Origin of the sequence: Acinetobacter tandoii DSM 14970 = CIP 107469, from assembly GCF_000400735.1 — a bacterium.
Lineage (GTDB): Bacteria > Pseudomonadota > Gammaproteobacteria > Pseudomonadales > Moraxellaceae > Acinetobacter > Acinetobacter tandoii.
On record NZ_KE007362.1, the window covers coordinates 154,570 to 177,478 of the forward strand.

Annotated in this window: 29 protein-coding genes; 17 read left to right on the forward strand and 12 right to left on the reverse strand. The window is 42.2% G+C overall.

Going from position 1 to position 22,909, the window contains the following annotated elements; all coding sequences use genetic code 11:
• Position 1: 1 nt before the first annotated feature.
• Positions 2-1,993 (forward strand): MacB family efflux pump subunit, encoded by a 1,992-nt coding sequence (locus I593_RS03705; RefSeq protein ID WP_016166227.1) that lies wholly within the window; start codon positions 2-4, stop codon positions 1,991-1,993.
• Between the two features lie 9 nt (positions 1,994-2,002).
• A complete protein-coding gene (locus I593_RS03710; protein ID WP_016166228.1) occupies positions 2,003-3,409 on the forward strand; it encodes an efflux transporter outer membrane subunit in 1,407 nt (468 codons plus the stop codon).
• A 61-nt stretch (positions 3,410-3,470) separates the two neighbouring features.
• On the opposite strand, the gene I593_RS03715 is transcribed toward I593_RS03710, so the two are convergent.
• The 3 genes from I593_RS03715 to orn form a co-directional block, all read right to left on the reverse strand.
• Positions 3,471-4,274 carry an enoyl-ACP reductase FabI gene (locus tag I593_RS03715; RefSeq protein ID WP_016166229.1) on the reverse strand — a complete coding sequence of 268 codons (804 nt, stop codon included), beginning with the start codon at positions 4,272-4,274 and terminating at the stop codon, positions 3,471-3,473.
• 163 nt (positions 4,275-4,437) lie between these two features.
• Positions 4,438-5,172 carry a Bax inhibitor-1/YccA family protein gene (locus I593_RS03720; RefSeq protein ID WP_016166230.1) on the reverse strand — a complete coding sequence of 245 codons (735 nt, stop codon included), beginning with the start codon at positions 5,170-5,172 and terminating at the stop codon, positions 4,438-4,440.
• 169 nt (positions 5,173-5,341) lie between these two features.
• On the reverse strand, positions 5,342-5,899 hold the full coding sequence (orn, locus tag I593_RS03725; protein WP_016166231.1) for an oligoribonuclease: 558 nt from the start codon (positions 5,897-5,899) through the stop codon (positions 5,342-5,344).
• A gap of 124 nt (positions 5,900-6,023) precedes the next feature.
• On the opposite strand from orn, the gene rsgA reads away from it, so the two are divergent.
• The 4 genes from rsgA (at position 6,024) to secB (ending at position 8,354) form a co-directional block, all read left to right on the forward strand.
• Entirely contained in the window at positions 6,024-7,082 is a 1,059-nt protein-coding gene (gene rsgA / locus I593_RS03730) for a ribosome small subunit-dependent GTPase A (RefSeq protein WP_016166232.1), read from the forward strand.
• Between the two features lie 93 nt (positions 7,083-7,175).
• Positions 7,176-7,583, forward strand: coding sequence for a rhodanese-like domain-containing protein (locus I593_RS03735; RefSeq protein WP_016166233.1), 408 nt, complete (start codon positions 7,176-7,178; stop codon positions 7,581-7,583).
• Positions 7,584-7,601: 18 nt separating this feature from the next.
• Positions 7,602-7,856 carry a glutaredoxin 3 gene (gene grxC, locus I593_RS03740; protein ID WP_016166234.1) on the forward strand — a complete coding sequence of 85 codons (255 nt, stop codon included), beginning with the start codon at positions 7,602-7,604 and terminating at the stop codon, positions 7,854-7,856.
• Between the two features lie 39 nt (positions 7,857-7,895).
• Positions 7,896-8,354 (forward strand): protein-export chaperone SecB, encoded by a 459-nt coding sequence (gene secB / locus I593_RS03745; protein WP_016166235.1) that lies wholly within the window; start codon positions 7,896-7,898, stop codon positions 8,352-8,354.
• A 63-nt stretch (positions 8,355-8,417) separates the two neighbouring features.
• Here the strand turns inward: secB and I593_RS03750 are convergent, their stop codons facing one another.
• The 4 genes from I593_RS03750 to coaBC all read right to left on the reverse strand — a co-directional run bounded on the left by I593_RS03750 (position 8,418) and on the right by coaBC (position 11,850).
• Positions 8,418-9,032 (reverse strand): alpha-ketoglutarate-dependent dioxygenase AlkB family protein, encoded by a 615-nt coding sequence (locus I593_RS03750; RefSeq protein WP_016166236.1) that lies wholly within the window; start codon positions 9,030-9,032, stop codon positions 8,418-8,420.
• Positions 9,033-9,887, reverse strand: a complete 855-nt coding sequence (locus I593_RS03755; protein ID WP_016166237.1) for a bifunctional transcriptional activator/DNA repair enzyme AdaA — start codon at positions 9,885-9,887, stop codon at positions 9,033-9,035. It abuts the gene before it with no gap.
• Positions 9,888-10,056: 169 nt separating this feature from the next.
• Positions 10,057-10,437, reverse strand: a complete 381-nt coding sequence (locus I593_RS03760; RefSeq protein ID WP_016166238.1) for a cytochrome b562 — start codon at positions 10,435-10,437, stop codon at positions 10,057-10,059.
• Positions 10,438-10,587: 150 nt separating this feature from the next.
• Complete coding sequence (gene coaBC / locus I593_RS03765; protein WP_016166239.1) at positions 10,588-11,850, reverse strand: bifunctional phosphopantothenoylcysteine decarboxylase/phosphopantothenate--cysteine ligase CoaBC; 1,263 nt, start codon at positions 11,848-11,850, stop codon at positions 10,588-10,590.
• Positions 11,851-11,962: 112 nt separating this feature from the next.
• Between coaBC and radC the strand changes: the two genes are divergently transcribed.
• The 3 genes from radC (at position 11,963) to I593_RS03780 (ending at position 14,357) form a co-directional block, all read left to right on the forward strand.
• Complete coding sequence (radC, locus tag I593_RS03770; protein WP_016166240.1) at positions 11,963-12,655, forward strand: RadC family protein; 693 nt, start codon at positions 11,963-11,965, stop codon at positions 12,653-12,655.
• A gap of 75 nt (positions 12,656-12,730) precedes the next feature.
• Entirely contained in the window at positions 12,731-13,642 is a 912-nt protein-coding gene (locus I593_RS03775; RefSeq protein WP_016166241.1) for a bestrophin family protein, read from the forward strand.
• A gap of 121 nt (positions 13,643-13,763) precedes the next feature.
• On the forward strand, positions 13,764-14,357 hold the full coding sequence (locus I593_RS03780; protein ID WP_228130562.1) for a glutathione binding-like protein: 594 nt from the start codon (positions 13,764-13,766) through the stop codon (positions 14,355-14,357).
• Positions 14,358-14,393: 36 nt separating this feature from the next.
• Here the strand turns inward: I593_RS03780 and I593_RS03785 are convergent, their stop codons facing one another.
• Complete coding sequence (locus I593_RS03785; protein ID WP_016166243.1) at positions 14,394-15,245, reverse strand: PHP domain-containing protein; 852 nt, start codon at positions 15,243-15,245, stop codon at positions 14,394-14,396.
• Positions 15,246-15,290: 45 nt separating this feature from the next.
• Here I593_RS03785 and I593_RS03790 point away from each other — a divergent pair, with 45 nt between their 5' ends.
• The 4 genes from I593_RS03790 to mnmC are packed head-to-tail and all read left to right on the forward strand — an operon-like array spanning position 15,291 to position 18,705.
• On the forward strand, positions 15,291-15,905 hold the full coding sequence (locus tag I593_RS03790) for a septation protein IspZ (RefSeq protein WP_016166244.1): 615 nt from the start codon (positions 15,291-15,293) through the stop codon (positions 15,903-15,905).
• 27 nt (positions 15,906-15,932) lie between these two features.
• The gene (locus tag I593_RS03795) at positions 15,933-16,235 is read left to right on the forward strand and encodes a YciI family protein (RefSeq protein WP_016166245.1); all 303 of its coding nucleotides are present in this window, start codon (positions 15,933-15,935) and stop codon (positions 16,233-16,235) included.
• 5 nt (positions 16,236-16,240) lie between these two features.
• Entirely contained in the window at positions 16,241-16,756 is a 516-nt protein-coding gene (locus I593_RS03800; RefSeq protein WP_016166246.1) for an SH3 domain-containing protein, read from the forward strand.
• Positions 16,757-16,788: 32 nt separating this feature from the next.
• Positions 16,789-18,705 (forward strand): bifunctional tRNA (5-methylaminomethyl-2-thiouridine)(34)-methyltransferase MnmC2/FAD-dependent 5-carboxymethylaminomethyl-2-thiouridine(34) oxidoreductase MnmC1, encoded by a 1,917-nt coding sequence (mnmC, locus tag I593_RS03805; RefSeq protein WP_016166247.1) that lies wholly within the window; start codon positions 16,789-16,791, stop codon positions 18,703-18,705.
• Positions 18,706-18,775: 70 nt separating this feature from the next.
• On the opposite strand, the gene I593_RS03810 is transcribed toward mnmC, so the two are convergent.
• The gene (locus I593_RS03810; RefSeq protein WP_016166248.1) at positions 18,776-19,090 is read right to left on the reverse strand and encodes a rhodanese-like domain-containing protein; all 315 of its coding nucleotides are present in this window, start codon (positions 19,088-19,090) and stop codon (positions 18,776-18,778) included.
• A 91-nt stretch (positions 19,091-19,181) separates the two neighbouring features.
• On the opposite strand from I593_RS03810, the gene I593_RS03815 reads away from it, so the two are divergent.
• Both I593_RS03815 and I593_RS03820 read left to right on the forward strand, forming a co-directional pair.
• Entirely contained in the window at positions 19,182-19,670 is a 489-nt protein-coding gene (locus I593_RS03815) for a YajQ family cyclic di-GMP-binding protein (protein ID WP_016166249.1), read from the forward strand.
• A gap of 34 nt (positions 19,671-19,704) precedes the next feature.
• Positions 19,705-20,202, forward strand: coding sequence for a DUF4442 domain-containing protein (locus I593_RS03820; protein WP_016166250.1), 498 nt, complete (start codon positions 19,705-19,707; stop codon positions 20,200-20,202).
• A gap of 48 nt (positions 20,203-20,250) precedes the next feature.
• Here the strand turns inward: I593_RS03820 and I593_RS03825 are convergent, their stop codons facing one another.
• From I593_RS03825 to I593_RS03835, 3 genes are all read right to left on the reverse strand, one after another.
• Positions 20,251-20,619: an acyl-CoA thioesterase gene (locus tag I593_RS03825; RefSeq protein ID WP_409360589.1), complete on the reverse strand. Its 369-nt coding sequence runs from the start codon at positions 20,617-20,619 to the stop codon at positions 20,251-20,253.
• Positions 20,620-20,707: 88 nt separating this feature from the next.
• On the reverse strand, positions 20,708-21,133 hold the full coding sequence (trxC, locus tag I593_RS03830) for a thioredoxin TrxC (protein ID WP_016166252.1): 426 nt from the start codon (positions 21,131-21,133) through the stop codon (positions 20,708-20,710).
• Positions 21,130-22,029, reverse strand: a complete 900-nt coding sequence (locus tag I593_RS03835; protein ID WP_016166253.1) for an alpha/beta hydrolase — start codon at positions 22,027-22,029, stop codon at positions 21,130-21,132. The genes trxC and I593_RS03835 overlap by 4 nt, the downstream gene beginning before the upstream one ends.
• A gap of 124 nt (positions 22,030-22,153) precedes the next feature.
• Between I593_RS03835 and I593_RS03840 the strand changes: the two genes are divergently transcribed.
• A complete protein-coding gene (locus tag I593_RS03840; RefSeq protein WP_016166254.1) occupies positions 22,154-22,489 on the forward strand; it encodes a protein tyrosine phosphatase family protein in 336 nt (111 codons plus the stop codon).
• On the forward strand, positions 22,482-22,907 hold the full coding sequence (locus tag I593_RS03845) for a protein tyrosine phosphatase family protein (protein ID WP_016166255.1): 426 nt from the start codon (positions 22,482-22,484) through the stop codon (positions 22,905-22,907). The genes I593_RS03840 and I593_RS03845 overlap by 8 nt, the downstream gene beginning before the upstream one ends.
• Positions 22,908-22,909 lie beyond the last annotated feature (2 nt).

Sequence of the window (22,909 nt, forward strand, 5' to 3'; positions counted from 1 at the left end):
CATGACAAAAAAAGCCTTGCTTGAAGTCAGCAATTTGGTGCGAGAGTTTCCTGCTGGTGAAAGTACTGTTCAAATTCTCAAAGGGATTGATCTGACCATTTACGAAGGCGAACTGGTTGCGATTGTTGGTCAATCTGGTTCGGGTAAATCTACCTTGATGAATATTCTCGGTTGTCTAGATCGTCCTACCTCAGGCAGCTATTTAGTCAAAGGCAGAGAAACTGGACAACTCGAACCCGATCAACTGGCTGAATTACGTCGAGAGTATTTCGGATTCATTTTCCAGCGTTACCATTTATTGGGTGATTTAACGGCTGAAGGGAATGTTGAAGTTCCTGCCATTTATGCAGGCACTACACCCTATGCGCGCAAGCAACGAGCAACGGCCTTACTCACGGAACTCGGACTGGGCAATAAAACCCAGAACCGACCAAGTCAACTTTCGGGCGGACAGCAACAGCGGGTGTCTATTGCACGCGCGCTGATGAATGGTGGTGATGTCATTCTTGCCGACGAACCGACAGGTGCTTTGGACTCACACAGTGGTGTTGAAGTCATGCGAATTTTGCGTGAATTAAATGCTGCTGGACATACCATTATTCTGGTGACACATGACATGCAGGTGGCTAAAAATGCCAGCCGCATTATTGAAATCAGTGATGGACAAATTATTGCAGATCGTGTCAATCAGCCAGAACATGATTCTGAGCTACATACTGACCCTGATGCAGAAACTGCCATTTCGGCACATCAAGAAAAAAATAAAAGTGTTTCTGCATGGCGCTCCCTATTTGATCGCCTAGGTGAAGCATTCCGTATGGCCATTTTGTCCATGAATGCGCATCGTATGCGAACCTTTTTGACTATGCTCGGGATTATTATCGGGATTGCCTCGGTTGTGACTGTAGTCGCATTAGGCAATGGCTCTCAAAAGCAGATCCTGAGTAATATTAGCAGCTTAGGAACAAACACCATTACCGTCTTCCAAGGGCGTGGCTTCGGTGACAACTCCAAAACGGCCAACTTTAAAACACTGGTTCCTGCTGATGCGGAAGCGCTTGCCACCCAACCGTATGTCAGTGCCGTCAGTCCAATGGTGAGTTCATCGAAAACCATTCGCTACCAACAAAATGAAGCCAATGCCACCATTAACGGTGTCGGGGGTGATTATTTCACTGTTAAAGGCCTTACTTTCAAAAATGGACAAACCTTTGATCAACGTAGTATCCGTGATCGTACTCAAGATGTCGTCATTGACACCAATACCCAAAAGCAATTTTTTAGTGATGGTACTAGTCCGATAGGACAAGTCATTTTACTCGGCAGTGTACCTGGACGGATTATTGGTGTCGTAGAGCCCCAAACCAGTGCAATGGGTTCCGATGACACCCTAAACGTATATATGCCTTACACCACTGTCATGAGCCGTATGCTAGGTCAGACAAATGTGCGTAATATCATTGTGCAAATCAATGATCAATACTCCACCAGTGCGGCTGAAAATGCAATTGTGAACTTATTGACCTTGCGCCATGGTCAACAAGATATCTTTACCATGAACAGTGACAGTATTCGTCAAACCATTGAAAAGACCACCAGTACCATGACCTTGTTGGTCTCTGCAATTGCCGTGATTTCCTTGGTTGTTGGCGGAATTGGGGTGATGAATATCATGTTGGTTTCGGTCACCGAACGGACGCAAGAAATTGGCGTACGCATGGCGGTGGGTGCTCGGCAAAGTGATATTTTGCAACAATTCTTGATTGAAGCCATTTTGGTCTGCCTGATTGGCGGAGTTTTGGGCGTGTTGCTGTCTCTTGGTCTAGGACAAATCATTCAAAAATTTGCAGGTGGTAATTTTGGGGTTGCCTATTCCACCACCTCGATTATTGCCGCATTTGTGTGCTCGACGTTAATTGGTGTGGTGTTTGGTTTCTTACCTGCAAAAAATGCCGCCAAACTCGACCCTGTTGCAGCGCTTGCTAGAGAATAAGGACAAATTATGCAGTTTTCATTTACACGTCTGTGTACGGCAATGCTACTTGGTAGTACTTTAGTGGGCTGTGCGGCTGTGGTTAAAACACCTTATCAAGCACCCAGTGTACAAACACCTGCTCAGTTCCAATATGGTCATGCAACTACACAACAACGACAGCAAGCCATCTATGCTGATCAATGGTGGACCTTATTTGGTGATGCACAACTGAATCAATTAATTGATGAGGTGTTAGCAAAAAATACCGACTTGGCTGTTGCGGGTATCACCTTAAAACAAGCACGCTTACAAGCAGACTTAAGCGCGAATCAGCAAAAACCTCGCGTAAATTCTACGGTATCTACTGGACATCAATTCGACTTAAATTCAGGCGATGACAGCTCCAAAGGATTATCGTTAGGTGCAGGGTTGAGTTATGAATTAGATTTATTTGGCAAATTGGCACGTCAAACCGAAGCTAAAAAATGGGAAGCTCTGGCAACTGAACAGGATTTGCAAGCCACAGCACAAAGCCTGATTGGCACCACAGCCAAACTGTATTGGCAATTGGCTTATTATCATGAAAGTCTCAGCACCGCACAGCAAAGTCTTGCGACGTCGCAAAAGCTGTATGATTTAGTCAAAGTACAATATCAAGCGGGTTCTGTTTCTGGCTTGGAATTGACCCAAGCTGAACAATCAGTACAAAGTCAGAAAGCCAGTCTCAGTCAAATTCAGCAAAGCTTAGTCGAAACTCGTACTGCGCTTGCGGTACTGCTGCATATGCCTATCCAACAATTGAATATTCAAGAACCACAACGTTTGCCACAACTGGCTTTGCCAACTATTGCAGCAGGCTTACCTGCCGATATTTTGTCACGTCGTCCAGATTTAAAAGCGGCTGAGCTGCGTTTACGTGAGAGTCTGGCAACCAAGGATGCCACCACAGCAAGCTATTATCCTTCTATTAGTTTAACGGGAAATCTTGGCTCAAGCAGTACCTCTTTGACTCAACTACTCCGTAATCCTGCCCTGACCTTGGGTGCCAGTTTAAGCCTGCCATTTTTGCAATATAACGATATGAAAAAAGATATTGCGATTAGCCAATTAGACTATGAAAAAGCCATCGTGCAATATCGTCAGAGCTTATATCAAGCCTTTGGCGATGTTGAAAATGCCTTGTCTGCACGTAGTGAATTAGATCAGCAAGTCAAGCTACAACAGCGTAATCTAGAACTGGCTGAAAAAGCCGAACGCTTAACCGATGTGCGTTATCGTTATGGTGCAGTCGCCTTAAAGAATTTGCTGGATCAACAAGAAACTACGCGTAGCGCGCGTTTGACGTTGGTTAATACCAAACAAAGTCAATACAACGCTTATGTCACGCTGATGCAGGCTTTAGGTGGGAGTCCTATTCAACAATTACCTAAATAAATGAAATTTAAAGACGTAAAAAAACGGCACTTCAAGTGCCGTTTTTTTATCGCCGAAGCAATCAGTCATCACCCATCATATCTGGGCTCATACCGACAGTATTGAAACCAGCATCAACGTACATGATTTCACCCGTAATACCATTTGCCCAAGGTGAGCAAAGGAACAATGCAGCATTACCAACATCTTCAATGGTCACATTGCGTTTGAGTGGTGAAATTTTTTCATTCGCGTCTAACATCTTACGGAATGATTTAATGCCTGAAGCCGCTAAAGTACGGATTGGACCCGCTGAAATTGCGTTAACGCGAATACCTTCAGCACCCAAGCTAGACGCCAAGTAGCGTACGCCCGCTTCTAAAGATGCTTTTGCCATCCCCATCACGTTGTAGTTCGGCATAACACGCTCAGAACCTTGGTAAGTCAAAGTCAATAAACAACCTTGACGAGCCAATAACAATGGTTTTGCTGCACGCGCCATTGCAATAAAGCTATACGCACTAATGTCATGCGCAACACGGAAACCTTCACGATCTGTAACATCAGTAAAGTCACCATCTAAAGTATGCGCTGGCGCAAAACCGATAGAGTGAACTACACCATCTAGACCATCCCAGTGTTTTGCTAATTCAACGAATGCTTGGTCAATTTCTGCATCCACAGCAACATCACAAGGAAACACCAATGTTGAGCCAAATTGCGCTGCAAATTCATCAACACGTTTTTTGAGTTTCTCATTTGGATAGGTAAATGCCAATTCTGCACCTTCACGATGCAATGCTTGAGCAATACCAAATGCAATCGACAACTTACTTGCAATACCCGCAATCAGAAAGCGTTTTCCCGCTAGTAGTCCTTGTGACATGTGAATCTCACTTAAAATAATTTAGGATGAATAATGCCAAGTCTGGCATCAGAACAAAATTGCAAAATGCGCCTTTTTTCAGTAAATCACAGATTCATAACAATTCACCCTGCCAAAGCAGGGTGAATATGAATTGAACTGCAAATCTGTTTAAAAAAATCAATCAGTCATCGCCTTGAATCAGGCTCAATAAACGCATGAATGAGTAATACATCCACACCAAAGTGGCCAATAGGGCAATTGCAGATAACCATTCCATTGACTTTGGTGCATGTTGGGCTGCACTACTTTCAATCAGATCAAAATCCAGAATTAGGTTTAAAGATGCAATCACGGCAACAAAAGCAGCGAAACCAATACCTAGCCAGTTACTTTCAAAAATATACGGCACACTTGAACCAAACGCTAAACGCATGATCAGTTGCACCACAAACACGATGGCAATGGCAATGCTGGCAGAAAGAACAACCGATTTAAATTTTTCTGTAGCGCGTACAATCTGCAAACGATATAAGGTAAACATCACCAAAGTTGTCACAAAGGTTGCTAATAATGCCTGTAACGGTACACCAGGAAATTTCAATTGGAAAATAACCGAGACGCCACCTAAAAAGGCACCTTCAAAAAATGCATAAGGAATGGCGAGAATTTTCGCGGTATCTGGTTTAAAAGTCGTAATGAGCGCCAAAATAAATCCACCAATAGCCCCCACAATTGCAGCGCTATAGGCAATAGAAATATTTAAGGTCATAAAACTGTAAAAGAAAATGCCTAAACCAAGTACTGCGGCAATTAAAGTCAACAATACGGACTTTTGAATCGTGCCTTGAACGGTCATTGGTTGACTGTAATCTGCGTAAACTTCTACGCGATTAAGTATTGGATTATTACTTTGCATATTTAAACTCTTTTTATAATTTAAAATGAATAAAAACAAAAAATTGTACTTAACTTTAGATCAACTTAAAGCCGTACACCCTCTAGCTTGATGTAGAAAATATAACCTAAAAATATGACAGACTAAAATAAAAATGGGGTTTAACACCCCATTTTCAGCCAATATTGATTTAGTCTTTATTCATAATAAAGAAGTATTCACGGTAATATTTCAATTCTGCAATCGAATCACGAATATCATCCATGGCCAAATGCGAGGCATTTTTCTTCAACCCACTCATAATTTCTGGACGCCAGCGTTTCGCTAATTCTTTCACTGAAGATACATCCAAGTTACGATAATGGAAATACTGTTCCAATTCAGGCATTAAACGATGCAAGAAACGGCGGTCCTGACAAATTGAGTTTCCGCACATCGGTGAACTCTTTGGGTTAACCCATTTTTTTAAGAATTCAATGGTTTGTTGCTCAGCATCTTGTGCCGTTAATTTACTACGACGCACGCGTTCAATTAGACCAGATTGGCCATGTTGACGGGTATTCCACTCATCCATAGCATTCAGGATTAAATCCGACTGATGTACAGCCAACACTGGACCTTCTGCCAAAATATTTAAATGGTCATCTGTCACAATCGTTGCAACTTCAATAATTTGGTCATTATCGGTATCTAGACCTGTCATTTCAAGGTCAATCCAAATGAGGCGAGTATCAGGCGTGCTGCTCATAAATGTGCAATCTTATTGGCTGTAAAAACATTTATAGTAGCAAATTAATACCCTGAATGCTGTAATTCATCCCCCGCTTCATGCTATTTTTGCCATCTTGAATTCATGGTTTTTTAGGATATGAATGGCTTTAATTCGTAAACGTCGCTTAACTGAACAGCAGCAGCGTCGTATTCAGAAACAGCAGAAAACACGTCAAGAAGAAATTGACACCTCAAATGATCTAGAAGGGTTGGTGGTTCAACACTACGGACGTCAGCTTGAGGTACAAGCCTTGTCGGTGCCAGACACGCATCCTGAAAAACCAAATGTGCTAGATGGTGAGCCTGAACCGTTTTGGAAACCGATTGAATTGGACAGTATTTGGCGTTGCCATACCCGTACCAATCTTGAGTTGCTGGTGACGGGTGATCGGGTTAAATGGCAAGCTGACCCGAATACGGGACTTGGGATTATTACGGCTATTCATCCACGTCGATCATTACTGACTCGTCCTGACCGCTACCATAAAGTGAAACCAGTGGCGGCCAATATCAGTTTAATTGTGATTGTGTTTTCACCTTTACCAGAACCTGCACCCACATTAATTGACCGTTATTTGGTGGCTTGTGCCGATGCCGATATTCCTGCCCTACTGGTATTGAATAAAACCGACTTACTCAAAGAAAATGACCCTATTCTAGACATGCTCAAAGAATATGAGAATTTGGGTTATGAAGTGATGCAATGTCAATCGATAGGTGATCTGAGTGCATTGGCCCAACGGCTTGAAGGTGAAACGGTGGCATTTGTAGGACAGTCTGGGGTAGGAAAAAGCTCCTTGATTAATGCTATTGTTCCTGATGCAGCACAGAAGACCAACATTATTTCTGAAAACTCGGCTTTAGGTCAGCATACCACGACATCTACTCGTCTGATTCCTTTTGGTCAAAATGCATCGCTGATCGATTCACCTGGAATTCGTGAATTTGGCTTATGGCATCTCACCACAGAAAAAGTGCAACAAGGCTTCCCTGAAATTCAAAATCAGTTGGGTTATTGTCAGTTCCGTAACTGTACCCATAAACATGAAAAACAGTGTGCGTTGCGTTTAGCTGCAAGTAACGGTGAAATTTTACCCCGTCGTTTAGACAGTTTTTTACGTTTAATGGATGAAATTGCTGAAGCTCAGCAAAAAAATTAGACTTTCTGTCTGTCCTCCCCTTGAAGCGGTGATTTTGATCACCATATTTATGAGCTATACTCTAGACAATTTTGAATTGTAATTAGGTGATTTGTGGAACGTTGGTTGGAATTTATGGGGAATCACCCCTTCTTATTTGGAACACTTGGGGCATTAGTGGTGTTGTTCTTCGTTTTAGAAGGTCAGCGCAACGGTCGCAAAATCTCTCCACAATCTTTAGGTATTTTAGTGAAAGCAAAAAATGCCATGTTGATTGATTTACGTGATGCAAAAGACTTCCGTGAAGGTCATATCAGTGGCAGCCGTAACATTCCCTACAGCCAAATTGCAAGCCATGTTGAAGAGTTAAAAGCTGCGGAACGTCCATTGGTGTTTATTTGCAACCTTGGTCAAGTCGCAGGTACCGCTTTGCAACAAGTCGGTCATGCTGATAGCTATCGTTTAGATGGCGGCATTAGCAACTGGAAAGCGCAAGGCTTACCTTTGGTAAAAGCAAAATAATTGCTTAAGGAGACTCTAATGGCTGAAGTAACGATTTATTCTACAACTGTATGTCCTTACTGCGTTCGTGCGAAACAACTTCTTGAGCGTAAAGGCGTTGAATATAAAGAAATTAATTTATCTAATGAAGCGCCTGAAGTACGTGTAGAACTCATGCAACGCACGAATCACCGTACTGTTCCACAAATTTTTATTGGTGACCAATTTATTGGTGGGTTTGACCAGCTTTATGCTTTAGAGCGTGATGGGAAACTTGACGGATTATTGGCTTAACCATAAAGCATAGTTCAAATTTATATTAAGGATTTAAGAATGAGCGAAGAACAACAAGTTCAACCACAATTGGCACTCGAACGTATTTATACTAAAGACATTTCTTTTGAAGTTCCTGGTGCACAAGTTTTCACTAAAGAATGGCAGCCTGAACTCAATATCAACCTTTCTTCTTCTGCAGAAAAGATTGATCCGACCCATTTCGAAGTGTCTTTAAAAGTTGTTGTTCAAGCAAATAATGCGGGCGATACTGCATTTATCGTTGATGTTACTCAAGCAGGGATCTTCCTGATTGATGCAGTTGAAGAAGAGCGTCTACCTTACATTTTAGGTGCATATTGCCCGAACATTTTGTTCCCATTCTTACGTGAAGCGGTGAACGATATGGTTACCAAAGGTAGCTTCCCTCAATTGCTATTAACACCAATCAACTTTGATGCTGAATTCGAAGCAAATATGCAACGTGCTCAAGCAGCTATGGCTGAAGGTCAAGCATAATTCCAGACTTTGCATAGCAAAATCATGACATTATGAAAGGCTGAATATTCTATTCAGCTTTTTTTATTGCGCTTCATTCATCATTCTGAAGGTTAGATTTACCCTTACATCAAGCACCTTCTTGGTCGGAGGTAACCGATGCAACCAATAACTTTGGGTTTCATCTTTCATGACCAATAAACTGCCATGTGCCAGCACCAACTCGACCTTTTCTTGAGTATGTTTATGCTTAAAAGCAAACTTTCGCTCGGCACCGAAACTTAAAGAAGCAATTGCAGCATGCTGTTTTAGTTCCCGTTCGGCATCGCTATGCCATGCCATCCCTTCTTCACCTGAATGATATAAGTTTAATAAACAGGCATTAAACTTCTCCCCCGTTTTCGCTTCGACCAACGCTTTCAATGCCAACAGCTCAGGCGTCCACGGCAACGCTTGTTTGGTGGTTTTGGAGTAGGTATAGGAAAAAGCCTGATCGGCATACCACGCGACTTTGCGTTTGGTCACAATGGTCTTGCCAAAAATCACCGCCAGATCATTTTGCCAAGCAATGCATTCTAATAGTCGATGTAAATACTGGTCTGCCAAAACAGTATTCATAATTTGACCGTAGTAATGTACACAACCCTGATAGGGTAGTAAATTTTGGCTAGCATCAAATTCAACTGGAAATAATGACATTTAAAACTCTTCTGAATGGGCATGAATTTGGGCACTTTCCCAACCAATCATCGCCATCTTGCGGGTTGCTCCCCAATGATAATTGCCGAGCACACCTGATGCTTGAATGACCCGATGACACGGAATTAGAAAAGCCACAGGATTATGTGCCACGGCACTCCCCACCGCACGTGCTGCTTTGGGTTGGTCAATTTTTGCTGCCACATCACGGTAACTCGCCAATTGTCCCGCAGGAATTTTGAGCAAACTTTCCCAGACCTTTAATTGAAAGGCGGAGCCTTTTAAATGCAGTTTTACATGCTGTATCGAGTTTGGCTGCGCTGTCAACAAAGCCACTGCACGCTGCTGCATTTCATCCGTCTGCTCAATATATTCAGCATGAGGAAACTTGGCTTTTAATTCTTTGAGGGCTTGCTCATTCTGTTCCACAAAAGCCAGTGCACAAACTCCTTTTTGTGTGGAGGCCACCAAAACGCGTCCGAATAATGTTTCTGCAAAACTATAAGAAATTTTTAATCCAGCCCCACCTTGTTTATATTCAGCGGGGGTCATCCCTTCAATTTGAATAAATAAATCATGTAAGCGACTGCTACTGGATAATCCTATGTCATAGGTCGCATCTAAAAGTGAGTGCGATGGTGTCGTGGTTAAAATCGATTTTGCATGTTCCACGCTGATATATTGCAAAAATTTCTTCGGACTGGTACCTGCCCATTCGCTAAATAACCGTTGAAAATATGCAGGACTTAAATGCACATGTGCTGCCACATCCTCCAGCGTCGGTTGATGCTGAAAATTTTGCTGAATATACTCAATCGCTTGAGCCACCCGCTGATAATGCTGTTGTGAAGACATATTCATTCATCCTTGCAGATTTCCTTTTCACTTTAGCAATTCTTCCTGTAGCTGAAAATCCGAATCATGCTCAATTCCAATTGCGACCCTAATGTATCAGACATAAAAAAACTGCACCGATGAAGGTACAGTTTTAACAGCGAATAAACATGCTGATTCTAAATCAACATCAGTGGTGCATATAAGCCTTATGTCCTTGATCACGTAACTCGCCAATTTTTTTCCCTTGCTTTTTCGCTTCGTCTAATTTTCCTGCTTGCGCGAGTGCTTTTGATTTATCAATTTCGACAATAATCTGGTCGAACAAAGCGCTTGAACTTGGCACTTTTTCAGCGGTATGTGCGGTCAATTTATATTGCTTAGCATGTACAGCAGCACCACGCATATTGTTTAAAGCAGCTGTCGCAGCTTGTGGGGTTGAGGCTTGGTTGAAGGCTTTATAATTTTTTCCAAGGGTTTTCATATCATCTTCTAAACCTGCTGCCATGACGGTATTGCTTAATAGCAAAGATGACAACATTACAACGGTGGCTAAAGTTTTTTTAATCATGATGATGTCCTATCAAAAACTGTGGCTATGGTTTATTTATCAGGGGTAAATATACAAAATGTTTATTTAAACACGCTGCTTTATTCTACTAAAGTAGCATACATAAAAAATGCAACGGATTCGTTGCATTTTGATAAAAATTTCACAGATCTATTTGGCTTTATGATGCTGTAATGCATCATGCATGGCTTCTACCAACTGTTGTGCGATCTCTTGTTTTGAGGCTTTTTCTAAATCACGTTTGTCCATGTCATATTGATTGGCAAAAAACACGGTCATGGCATTTTCATCCGACGCAAAACCGATATCAGCACGTGACACATCATTACAGGCAATCATATCCAGCTTTTTAGCGACCAGCTTGCCTGCTGCATATTCTTCCACGTTACGTGTTTCTGCGGCAAAGCCGACCATAAACGGACGCTTTTGTTGCTGTGCAATAGTCGCCACAATGTCTGGGTTTTTCACTAAAGCGACATTGAGCTCATCGCCCGATTTTTTAATTTTATGTTCAGCGACTTCAGCAACACGATAATCAGCGACTGCTGCTGTGGCTATGAAAATATCACAGCCTTCTTCCAACATTTGCATGCTGGTATTCAACATTTGAATCGCAGATGACACGTTCACACGGCGTACCCCATTTGGAGTATCTAAACTGACAGGACCTGCAATTAAAGTCACTTTTGCCCCAGCCGCATAACAGGCAGCTGCCAACGCAAAACCCATTTTGCCTGTACTGTGATTAGAAATATAACGCACAGGGTCTATTGCTTCACGGGTTGGACCTGCGGTAATCACCACATGTTTACTCGCCAATAGACCAAATTTTTCGGCAATGGCACGTTGTGCTTTATGGAAATACTCCGTGACTTGATAAGCCAAATCTTCTGGCTCAGGCATACGGCCTAAACCCACATCACCACATGCTTGTGAACCGGCTTCTGGCATAATCACATGCACGCCATCCTCAATCAACGTATTTAAATTACGCTGCGTGGCTTTGGCTGCCCACATCTGCTGATTCATGGCAGGCGCAACCCAAACTGGCGCTTTAGTCGCAAGATATAAAGTACTGAGTAAATCATCTGCCAAACCTGCGGCAAACTTGGCCAAGGTATCGCAACTGGCTGGTGCCACCAACAATAAATCTGCCCAACGCGCTAACTCAATATGTCCCATGCCTGCTTCAGCTTCTGGATCGAGTAATTCGGTATGTACAGGATTGCCAGACAAGGCTTGAAACGTCAGTGGTGTAATAAAGGCCTGCGCACCATGCGTCATCACGACACGAACATTAAATCCCTGATCTTTAAGTCGACGAACTAGGATGGCACTTTTATAGGCTGCAATTCCGCCTGTAACAGCCAAAATGATGTTTTTATTTGGAATTACACTTAAGTCAAAGCTCACAAACAGTATACCTTTCTGTTGCAGTGGCGCTCACAATAGCATTAAATATCCGCATACCCAAGTGATTGACTGGGGTAAAACTTGATAATAAACATGAAAAAGCTCAACAAAAATGAATCTATCGATCAAACATTGGCCTGAACAGGAGCGTCCTCGTGAACGCTTATTACAACAAGGGGCGAATAGCCTTTCAGATGCAGAACTATTAGCCATTTTCCTACGTTCTGGTTCTCAACAACACTCAGCCGTAGAATTAGCTCGACTGTTGATACAGCATTTTGGTGGGTTAGCCCCAATTCTAAATGCTGAACTTCCCCAACTCAGTCAATTTCATGGGATTGGTGCCAGTAAATATTCACAACTCATGGCAGTCAAAGAATTGGGACGGCGTTATGTGGCACAACAATTACAACAACACAGTTTAGAAATTCAAAACTCTTCACAATTACTTGACTACCTACGCTTTGAACTCTTGGGAGAAACACAGGAAGTATTTGCCGTTCTGTGCCTAGACAGTCAACTGCGCAAACTACATTTTAAAAAACTCTTCTTTGGCTCACTGAATAGTTGCACGGTCTCTCTAAATCAATTACTGCGTTATGCCTTGCAACAGCAAGCCAGCTCTATTGTCATTGCACATAATCACCCTTTGGGACATGCCCAGCCTTCAGCAGCGGATATTGCCTTAACCCAACAAATTACACAGGCCTGTAAACTGCTTGAAATACAATTGTTGGATCATTGTGTGATTGCTGCGACAGGCAGTTTTTCATTTGCTGAACAGGGCTTAATCAAGTCCACTTAAAGCCTTTCAGCAAATATTGACAAAAGCCAAACGACAGATGAAGATCAAGCAAAAATAAATGATGAATCCCACCCCATGATCGTGCGAGAACAACCCGACGTCTTTAAACTATTATTTTCATGGCGCGGAACAATCCTCCCAAAAGTTTTACCTCCTTTAGGCGTGGTTATGCTGATTTCCACCATTGTGGGTGGTGTATCGCACATGGGATATTTTCATTTTCCAGAACTGCCCTTGGTTGGCTTCACCTTAATTGGTGTTGTACTGTCTATTTTCCTTGGGTTTAAAAATACCGCTTGTTATGACCGCTGGTGGGAAGCGCGTAAACTTTGGGGCATGTTGATTGCCAATGCACGCCACTTTGACCGTAACTGTCGTATTCTTACACAGGCACGGCGCGAGCGAGTCATTCAGCATGTCATTGTCTTTGCCAACGTATTGCGTGACCGACTGCGCCATCAGACTGAGAACCCAACCGAACTGACTGAAACTACAGGCTTAAGCCCGCAAGCGTTGGCTCAACTGTATCAACAGGTCAACGCTCCGCAGTACACGCTCAGTCTGATTCAATGGGAACTGATGCAGGCCTTAAAAGAAGGTGAAATCTCAGACATTATTTATGCACAAATGAATGAACATGTGGCGGAAATGAGCTTGGTACAAACAGGCTGTGACCGAATTGCCACAACGCCATTACCTTTTGCTTATTCTGTATTGCTAAATCGTACCGTGTATTTTTTCTGTTTCATGCTCCCGTTTAGTTTAGGTGCAACTTTAGGACTGGCTACGCCATTACTGGTCGGTATCTTAGCCTATACCTTTTTGGGCTTAGATGCCTTAAGTTCAGAAATTGAAGAACCGTTTGGCACACAAAGTAATGATTTACCCCTAGATGCAATGGTACGTACCATTGAAATTGAATTACTTGGCACCTTAGGTAAGCCAACTCCACCGCCAATCCAAGCACAGGATAACAATCTCTTATAAAACCAACCATTCAAAATCAACTGTCCTCTTTGTAGAACAAGAAAGACGAAATTAAACAAATATTTAAAAATCAAAAAACAGGAGTCAGGCTGTGATTAAAATTTTAGGGTGAACAGATTCCATCAATGTCAGAAAAGTCCTCCGGTTATGTGATGAGCTACATTTACATTACCAACGTGAAGATTGGGGCCGTGGCTTTCGTTCCCCGAAAGAACAGGAATTTATACACTTAAATCCAAATGCCACGATTCCTGTACTCATCGATGAGGAGCTGACGCTATGGCAATCTAATTCGATTATTCGTTATTTGGCCAATGCTTATGATGGCTCAGCACTTTATCCGACAGAGCCGAAAACACGTGCACTTATTGATCAATGGATTGACTGGCAAGGGATTGAGCTTAATAACAGTTGGGTCTATGCCCTGATGCACATTATTCGGAACTCTCCTGAACATCAAGATCAGAAGGAAGTTGAAAAAAGTATTCAAGCGTGGAATAGCATGATGCTGATTTTAGAAAACCAACTCGCAAACACTCAGGCGTATGTCGCGGGTCAGCAGTTTTCATTGGCAGATATTCCAATTGGGCTTTCTGTACAGCGTTGGTATCTAACACCATTTGAGAAACCTGACTGTCCACATGTAAAACGCTACTACGACCTTCTTAGTCAAAGAGAGCCTTACTTAAAATGGGGCAATAATGGTCAAAACTAGGACAGCATTTTTTCCTTGGTTATTAAAATACCGAGGTTATTGAAACTGTTCCCAAATCCCCACTTGCCCTGCTTTCATGACAGGAACACGTCCTAGTTGAATCCACGGCATATTTTCACCATGAAAATCACTGCCAACCGATACTTTTAAACCCTGTTCCGCAATCATACGATCCACCATTTGACGCGTCGCAGGTGGATCAATTTGCGGTGGTAATTCCACAGCATCCCCACCAGACTGCGCAAACAATTCAATTAAATAACGAACATTGGTTGCCGATAAATCATATCGGGTTGGATGTGCCAAAACTGCAAAACCACCACTGGCATGAATCGCTTGAATGGTTTCTTCAAGTCCCAATCCATCAAACTTTACATAAGCCTTCTTGCCTTCTTTAATATATTTATCAAAAGCTTGTTGTACACGACTGACGATTCCCTTTTCTACCAAGGTTTTGGCAATATGTGTACGCGTGATACGATCTGCTTCACCATCAACTTTACTGAGTATATCGGCATAAATATCTTGACCAATCAGCGGTGTAAGCAAACGGCAAATCTGCTCTGCACGCTCGGCTCGAATCTGTTTTTGCTGTTGCAAGACCGCCAATAAGGGCTCAGGATGCTGCATGTTCAGTGCAACAATATGTACGCTATAACTTTTTTTGGTGGCTGGACGCGACCACTGACTGGAAATTTCAACGCCAGAGATTAACTTCATGTCATAGCCATTTGCAATTTGTGCTGCCAAAGCTAGACCATCCATCGTATCGTGATCGGTCAATGCCAGCGTGTGGATGCCTTTTTCATGCGCGGCATGCACCAGTTGTTCTGGTGACAAAGTTCCATCAGAAATATTACTATGTGTATGTAAATCTACGCCAAGCATCACTTATACTAAGCCACTTTATTAAACAGATTCAGATACTCTAACATGAAAGCACTTTTAGACTTTGTGCCACTCATTATTTTCTTTTATTTATATAAGACGGTAGATCCGAAAGATACCCAGCATCCGTTACTCCAATTAATCGGTTCCGCAGGTGGTATAGACAATAATAATATTTTAGTGGCAACAACGGGCTTAATTCTTTCCATGCTGGTGGTGTATGGCGCATTGTTTATCATGCAAAAATTCCGTTTAGACAAACAACAGTGGATTGTCTTGTTTATGACAGTGATTTTTGGTGGCATTACCTTGATGCTCAGTGATGACTTCTATATCCGCCTAAAAGCAGCCATTCTAAATATGGTCTTTGCTGGTGCTTTCTTGTTATCTCCGTATTTTAGTAAAGACCGTAGTCCGCTCATCAAACGCCTATTTGCCCCTATTTTCAATTTAGGTGAACTGGGCTGGAAAAGACTCAATTACGCTTGGGCAGGCATGTTTGCCGTCATGTCTGGCTTACATGTCTTTTTTGCTTTCTTATTTATGAACGGAAAATATTGGGGAGAATTTACCGCTTTTGGTGACATGCTGGTGATGTTTTCCTTTATCATTATCCAGTTTATTGTATTACGTAAACACTTCAAATCTTCTGAAGATTAATATTCGTTTCGCGCGCAGAGAATCATCATGCCATTATTTGTTGTGACTTGTACCGATCAAGACGGTACTGTAGAAAAACGCCTTGCAGTACGCCCTCAACATCTCGCACGTTTAGAGCAATTAGATGCTGAAGGCCGCTTAATTGTTGCAGGTGCGATGCCTAAAGATCCGAGCAATCCACAAGCAGGTTTTTATGGCAGCACCATTATTGTCGATTTTGACAGTCGTGAAGCACTCGATACTTGGCTACAAGACGAACCTTTCTTAAAAGAAGGCGTCTATGCTCAAATTGAGGTTAAACCTTTTAACAAAGCGTTTCCTAAAGGATAAAATTCATGCGCGCTGTTGTTCCTAGTTTACTAGGTCTTTCTTTATTGTGTTCTACAGCTTGGGCGGTAGAACCTGCACCAACTTCTCCAGCTCCTGCTGTAGCCTCTGCTGCTCCTACTGCACCAGCACCGACAACGCCACCGCAAACCCTTCCTGCGAACAAACCGCGCGTGATTCCCGCAGTAGCAACTGTGAATCCAAATGGACAACCGCAAGAGGTTCAACCCCTTACAGCAGAACAACTTGCCAAAAATAAAGCCTTGCAAGATTTAAAAATCAAAGCTTTAGTCAAAGACCAATCCGTACGCCTGCAACAATTGGAAAAAGCCAATTTAGAAGCATTGGCTCAAAACCAAGAATTACAACTCAAAAATGATAGTTTAGGTGTTCAAGTTCAAGTACTACAAAGTGAACGTAGTGCGCAAATGTTTATTTACGGTGCGGTCACACTTGCTGTTGGCGTACTCTTGGGTTTTTTAATTGCCAGTTATGCGCAATCCAAACGTCGCCGCCAATGGTAATTTTCTGCGCTTCAATATAAAGGTTTCTACTTTTGTCACATGCAATACAAACGGCTGAGCTCGATTGGCATCTTGTCGATGGTATCGAGGTGCCTGTCTCTAAACAATTTGGCGATGTTTATTTTTCTAAAGACAATGGTTTATTAGAAACTCGACATGTCTTTTTACATGGCAATGATCTCAGCCTGCGTTTGGCAAATTTAAGCGACTATGAATACTTTTCTATCGGCGAAACAGGTTTTGGTACAGGCTTAAATATTCTGGCACTATGGCAAATGTGGCAACAATATCGTCCCGATAACCAGAGTCATTTACATGCCATCAGTGTGGAAAAGTTTCCACTATCCAAGCTAGACTTAATTCGTGCTTTAAATGCCTGGCCTGAACTCAAACCTTTAGCCGATCAACTGATTCAACAATATCCTTTACCTCTTGCCGGTTGTCATCGCCTGAATTTCCCTGAGGAGCGTTTTAGTCTTGACCTGTGGTTAGGCGATGCGCATGAGGTTTTCCCACAAATGGAAAAACTTCATCCTGTCAATGCATGGTTTTTAGATGGATTTGCACCTTCTTGCAATCCAGATATGTGGCAAGAACAAGTGTTGAATCATATCGTGCGACTGTCCGACTACGGAACAACTTTTGCCTCATTCAGCGTGGCTGGCGTGTTAAAACAAGGGCTGAAACAGCATGGTATTCAGATTACTCGCCCACGTGGCTTTGGGCATAAACGGGAAATGCTGAAAGCCAGTTGGATAAAGCCAGAGCTGGATAGCGACAATGATACTATAACGCATCAAATAACGACTGAGGCATCTAAGTCCATCAGCACCAAGCAACGTCAAATTGCCATTATTGGTGCAGGTATTGCAGGTTTAAGTTGTGCTTGGGCTTTTGCCCAACGCGGGCATTTAGTCACCCTATATGATCAAAGCGCACCACTGTCGGGTGGTTCGGGCAATCCCTTGGCTTTACTCAATCCTAAACTGTGTCCGATTGAACAAAGCCATGAACACTTGATGACTTTGGCATGGCAGCACGCACTGCGCCACTATGCTCAATTTCAGGCTTTTCGCCCGATTCAAGTCAACCAAATGGCTTTGAAAAATGTCGATGATTTATTGGGTTTAGCTACCGAATATCCTGAACAAGTACTCAATACCTCCACAGCAGAAGACTGCGCAATTCCAACAGCGTTTCCGAGCTTAAATCTGCTGCAAGCAGGAGTAGTTTCTCCACATTCATTACGCGATCAGATTCTGCAACATCCTCTCATTCAGTTTCAGCAAGCCACGATCAAGAGCTTTATTTCAAAACAAACTGTAGAAATTATGAATACTCAAGATCAGTGTCTGGGTGACTTTGATCATGTGATTGTGTGCTGCGCGCGCGAAAGCCAAACTTTTTTTGAACATTATCCGCTACTCAAACCGATTCGTGGTCAGGTCAGTTGGGTTAATAATCAGGCTCAACCTTTAGCTGCCGACCAAGCCTATAGCTATGGTGGCTATTGTATGCAACTCGATGCTGAACATTTAATTTTGGGTGCATCTTTCTATCCGAATCGGGATGATTGTGAAGTTCTCACAGAAGACCATGTGCATAACTTCAATCTTATCCACAGTGTGTTTCCAAGTTATGCACAATCTCTGCCTCCAACCTCAACTTGGCAAGGTCGTGCTTCGGTGCGTGCACAAACCAGCGATTATTTCCCTATCTTAGGTCGCTTGGATCATTCGACTGAAATATATAGCCTAGCGGGATTGGGATCTAAAGGCTTTTTATTCGCGCCATTGTGTAGTGAAATTTTGGCTGCAAAAATTCTTTCAGAAGCTTGCCCTGTTCCAAGTTCACTTTTGAAAAAGTTGGATATTCAACGTTTTGTAAAAAAAACTAAACCGAAGAAACCTTATTTTAAGGCTCATCCACATACGCAGACTGGAAATTAATTCTTTTTTATATCTCTGTTGTTTTTCTTCTTCATTTACGAAAAAAGCGCCATAAGGCGCTTTTTTTGAATCAGGTTCCTTGTTCTAAAGGTAAACCCGCGTCACGAGCCGCTCGTGTACCCCCCATCAGGACTACATACTCACGTGAATGATCTAAACTATCGAGAAGTTCAGCCGCACGTGGCGCCTTACTTCCACCACCACACAGAATGTAAATGGTCTGATCCGCAGACACCTGAGTCAAACAATCTGCTGACAAGTCTGCAATTGGCTGATTTACCGCACCTTTAACATGGGCTTCAGCATAAGCACTTGCGTCACGGACATCCCAGATGATGGCATCGTCTGGGAACTCAAATGTTGTAATTTCTTGTTTACGGATCATTGTGCACTCCTTTGATGTAAACAACACTTGGCAAATGAAGAAAACATCCCTAGCATCTCAGATATTCTTTCCCTTTGTAAAGGTCTATTCTATGCCATCGTTCGATATTGTTTCAGAATTAGAGATTTTTGAAGTAAATCATGCAGTTCAAAACACGCAAAAAGAAATTGCAACGCGTTTTGACTTCCGCGGACAAGATGTTTCTATTGAACTCAATGAAAAGTCTAAAGAAATTAAAATTAGTACTGAAAGTGATTTCCAATGCGAGCAAGTGTATAACATGTTGGAAAACCATTTTTATAAGCGCAAAGTCGATGTTCAAGCTTTAGATCCGCAAAAAGCCACAGCTTCAGGTAAAAATGTGATTCAAGTGATCAAACTGAAAGATGGTCTTGACTCTGATACTGCAAAAAAAATTAATAAAGCCATTAAAGAAAGTGGCATTAAAGTGCAATCTTCAATTCAAGGCGACAAGATTCGTGTGACTGATAAAAAGCGCGATACTTTACAGCAAGTCATGAATTTCTTGCGTGAACAACAATTCGGACTTCCATTGCAATTTAATAACTTTAAAGACTAATGTGAGGCCACCCCTAAACATCTAGAGGTATGATATGACTCAAAGCAATCGTTTATCCAAACTGGTCAAAGCCACATCGAAATTCCCGCAAGGGATTCGAACTACCCTTTGGAGCAAAGCCTTTGGTCGTATTGTACCGATGGTCGGTACAGCCAATATTCGTTATCTGGAAGTTGACCAGCATCATGTGGTCGTACGCATTGAAAATCAACGTAATATGCAAAACCACATTAAAGGCGTGCATGCAGCAGCAATGGCGTTATTGGCTGAAACTGCAACAGGTTTTTTAACAGGCTTACATGTTCCAGATCATCGCATTTTACTGATTAAAAGCCTACATGTTGATTATTTGAAGGTTGCGCAAGGTGGACTCACTGCGACAGCAAGCTTAAGTTCAGAACAGCAAACGTTTATTGCAGAGCAGGAAAAAGGTGAATTGCTGATTCCTGTAACTGTAATTGATGATGCAGGCAATGAACCAATTCAATGCCAAATGCTTTGGGCGTGGTTACCTAAGCGCAAGTCGGCTTAAAATAGAGGCATAAAAAAACCAGCAGATTGCTGGTTTTTTTATTGAAGCTTAAGCAGATGGAGTGTTCATAAACTTCTGCTTCACTTCTTCAGGAATTTGACGTTTGTTGCCTTTCACATCCACAGCCACAAAAGTGAATACACCTTCTGTGACGCGTTTTGCCTCACGCGAGCTGTCATGGCTATCCCAGACTTCAATTTGCATTTGAATTGAAGTATTGCCGACTTTTAAAATTTTGGTATAACAACTAATCACATCCCCAACTTTTACTGGCACTAGAAAAGTCATCTGATTAATTGAAATTGTTGCACAACGCCCTTTACTAAAGCGTTCTGCGTGGATTGCTCCAGCCAAGTCCATTTGTGACACAATCCAGCCACCAAATACATCGCCACTCCAGTTGGTATCCGCTGGCATCGCGATGGTTTGAAGAGATAACGTCCCTTCTGGTTTTACATGAATATCTGACACGATTTCTCCAAGCCTATTGTGCTTTGACTAGGCATTAGACATTTAAATGTTGATCTAGCCACTGTTGTAGTTCACTCGATCTAAGCGCACCGCTTATTCTAGCAATTTCATTGGTTTTATTCATCAACACGAGGGTTGGAATACTCCGCACATGAAAAGCGCTGCTTAAACGAGGAGACTCCTCCGTATTAATCTTGGCAAAAATCACACGAGGGTTCTGTTTTGCCACGGCTGCGAAATGAGGAGCCATCATTTTACACGGTCCACACCAGTCTGCCCATAAATCAATCAAAATAGGTAAATCACTGTGCGTGATGAACTGACTAAAATTTTGCTCATTCAAGTCAATGGGAGCTAGTGGAATCAAAGGTTGGTGGCACTGACCACAGCTGGGCTGGGCTTCAATTTTTTCTTCAGGCACGCGATTCTTCGCCAAACAGGATGGGCATACAATAATCATGAGCTGACTCCAATATGTTGATGTAAGAATTCTAATTGGGTCGAAATGGCTTTTTCAAACCACGGATGATGATAAATATCGAAATGTTTCATCTCCCATTCATAATATTGCACATAAGGTGCGATATTAGTAGCAGCCTCACGACTCGAAGCGATTGGCATTAAACTGTCTTCTTTGGCTGCAATAAATAGCACTGGAATACTAATTTTACGAACTTCCTGGATAGGACGATAACGAATCAGATTAAAGAATACCCGTGCTGGAATTTCACCACTCCAAAAATAGTCTGGGTGAACAATCGACATATAACCTGAATAACTGTCCTCTGTCGGCATAAAACTAAGATCATCACGACTTACAACAGGTAAGGTTTTACAGGCCATCCCGACTTTACCCCCCATATAATCTTGACTGGAAATTTTTAGTGCTTTGGATAACTGAGGAATCGGGTAAAGTTTGCCCAGCTCACTACCATCAACCATCGGCACTTGCACCATCACCGCTTGAATATTTTTCAATTCACTGGCTAACGTCAAGACATAACCACCGCTCAGTGCTGTTCCCCACAAAATAATCCGTCGTGAATCAATCGACTTGCGTTCCTGAAGATGAGCAATCATCGTTCGCCAGTCGTCTAACTGCGAGCTAATAGAGACCAACTCACGTGGTCGCCCTGTACTGCCACCCCAATAGCGATAATCAAACAACACCACAGCGTAACCGGCTTGTGCAAATTGTTTCGCGTATTGCACCAGTTTAAACTGACGTAAGCCAGCCAAGCCATGTGCCATCAATATAACTGCTGGTTTATGTTCCGTTTTGGGCCGATAAAAATCTGCCGCAAGTACTTCCTGACCACTTTTGACATATAAAGGCTCGACCGTGTAAGCGTGCATACGCGCTCCAGTACGTTATTTTATGGTTGTAATCATTTATAAAAATTTCAACAGATTCAACAGTAGAATCTGCTTAATGCTATCATAAAGCATATATTGTTTAATTGGATGATGGAGTGACATAATGAGCGAAAATGTAGGCTTCGCAGGTCAAATCGGCCCTGAGCATGTAGAACAAGTTGTCGAAAAAGGATTCAAGTCTATTATCAACAACCGCCCAGATATGGAAGGTGGACCAGAGCAACCCACAAGTGCTCAAATTGAAGAAGCAGCACGTGTTGCAGGACTCGACTATGTCTATCAACCAGTCGTAGCAGGTCAAATTACCGAGCTTGATGTACGTACTTTTGCCAATCATTTTAATGAACTTCCAAAACCCGTTTTAATGTTTTGCCGTACAGGCAATCGTTCAAACAATTTATATCAACTGGCAAAACAAATGGATTTGCTGGATGATTAAGCAACTCTTGACTACATGCATTTTGTGTAGTGTTTTGCTGAATAGTACATCCCTTTTCGCTCAGAAAACTCAAATGCTTCAAGCACTGAGCGAAAACCTTACCGTTTCTGGTCAGCTTGATAACAAAACGTTTCAACTACTGTTAAAACAGGGATTTAAGTCTGTAATTGTGAATCGGCCCGATCAGGAAATGGGAAATAATGTTTCTGTCAGTCAGTTACGCAATATTGCGGAGCAATCTCACGTAAGTGTCATTTACCAACCTATTGAAAACGGTAAAATTACGCAAACAGATATCATTGAATTTTCAAAGTACTATAACGAACTTCCTAAACCCATTTTAATGATTTGTAAAAGTGGTCAACGCTCAAGCGAATTATTTAATGAAGCACGCAAGCAAGGTTTATTACATGAATAAAT